Annotated in this window: 1 protein-coding gene; it reads left to right on the top strand. The window is 58.3% G+C overall.

Annotated elements, in window-relative coordinates; all coding sequences use genetic code 11:
- Positions 1-157 precede the first annotated feature (157 nt).
- Positions 158-1,486 (top strand): nodulation protein NfeD, encoded by a 1,329-nt coding sequence (locus tag VAE48_RS12060; protein WP_322793574.1) that lies wholly within the window; start codon positions 158-160, stop codon positions 1,484-1,486.
- The last annotated feature ends 241 nt before the right edge of the window (positions 1,487-1,727 follow it).

The following is a 1,727-nucleotide window of genomic DNA, read 5'->3' as shown; positions in this document are numbered from 1 at the left end:
ACCCCCACCTGCACCTCCCCCAAAATCGCCCCTGCGATTTTGGGGGAGGCGGGAGGGGGACGAAAATTCGAAAGTCGATTTAAAAATGATTTATCCCGAATTGATGTTAATCCATCTTTTATCTGGACGGTGCGGGTTGCCGGTGAGGAGGTTTTGCATGCTTCGCATTTTGCGGTTGATCCTGTTGGTGAGTGGATTGACGCTTTTCCTGTTCGGAACGATCTATCCTTCGGCAGCTCAAGGGAACGGCAGCAGCCCGCTGGTGGTGGTGCTGAAAGCCGAGGGGCCGGTAACTTCGGTCATGCAGGGTTACATTCAGCGTGGTTTACAGGTGGCTGCCAGCGAGGGTGCCCAAATGGTGATCATTGAGTTGAACACCCCCGGCGGCGCCATCAGTGTGATGAACGAGATCATTCAGGATATCCGCGCCAGCCAGATTCCGGTGGTGGTGTATGTTTCGCCGCGCGGGGCGATGGCCGGCAGCGCCGGCACGCTGATTACGCTGGCCGGTCATGCCAGTGCCATGGCGCCCGAAACGGCCATCGGCGCGGCCAGCCCGGTTGGGATGCAGGGAGAAGACATTGGCGAAACCATTGCCGCCAAAGAGAAGGAAATCCTGCGCGCCACGGTGCGCTCGCTGGCAGCCCGCCGCCCGCCGGAGGCGATTGCGCTGGCAGAAGATACCATTGAAACGGCAAAAGCCGCCTCGGCTCAGGAAGCCCTGCAAGTCGGGCTGGTGGATTTTATCGCCACCGATTTGAACGATTTGCTGCGTCAGCTGGATGGTTTTGAGGTAATGGTGCTGGACGAATCGGTGACGCTCTCCACCCGCTTTGCCCGGGTGCAGGAAGTGCCGCCCACCTTTGTGGAGCAGGCACTGCGCCTGTTGACCGACCCAAACATCGTCTTTTTGCTGCTGACGATTGGGGTGCAGGCCATTTTGATCGAGCTTTCCAACCCGGGCGGCTGGGTGGCGGGTTTCATCGGCGTGGTGTGTCTGGCGCTGGTGTTTTACTCGTTCGGCATCATTCCGGTCAACCTGTTTGGGCTGATTTTCATCGTGCTGGCGTTTGTGTTGTTTATTCTGGAGTTGAACACCCCAACCAACGGCGCGCTGACGGTAGCGGCCGTCATCTCATTCATCACCGGCGCGCTGGTGCTGTTCAATTCGGTGCGTCTGCCGGGATTCCCTACCGTTTCGGTGCCGCTGGTGATCGGCGCCAGTGCGGTGCTGGCGGTTACATTTCTTGCGTTCATGGGCTTTGCCCTGCGCGCCCTCAAAACGCCGGTGGCAATGGGCAAACCGGCTTTGATCGGTCAGGTTGGAGTGGTCACCAAAGCGATTGACCCGCACGGCATGGTGCAGGTAGCGGGTGAGTTGTGGAGTGCCGAACCGCTTGACCCGCGCGAATCCTTCCCAGAGGGTGTGCGGGTGGAGGTGGTGGACGTGGAGGGTTTGCGGGTGAAGGTGCGCCGGGTTAGGTAAAAAACGTCAGTTCGGGATAAATCCTTTTTGCGTCCGATTTCAAAATTTTGCCCCCTCCTGCGCCTCCCCCAATATCGCTTCTGCGATATTGGGGGAGGTGGGAGGGGGTGTATTTTGCTGCTTACCGCGGTTTGTGCTTATCCCGAACCCACGTTAAAATAATCCTCGAACTTCCGGCGAGACCGTGCGCCCTAGCAGATCGCGGTAAATAAAACCTTCTTGCAGCCCGGCAATCATAGCA

The organism is Bellilinea sp., from assembly GCF_034432615.1.
In the GTDB taxonomy this organism is placed as follows: Bacteria; Chloroflexota; Anaerolineae; order Anaerolineales; family Anaerolineaceae; genus Bellilinea.
The sequence above is the reverse complement of the archived record's forward strand: the minus strand, read 5'-3'. Positions and strand labels throughout refer to the sequence as shown.

Coding starts and splice junctions, on each gene's coding strand:
- VAE48_RS12060 (WP_322793574.1), top strand. CDS start 158: ATGCTTCGCATTTTGCGGTTGATCCTGTTGGTGAGTGGATTGACGCTT.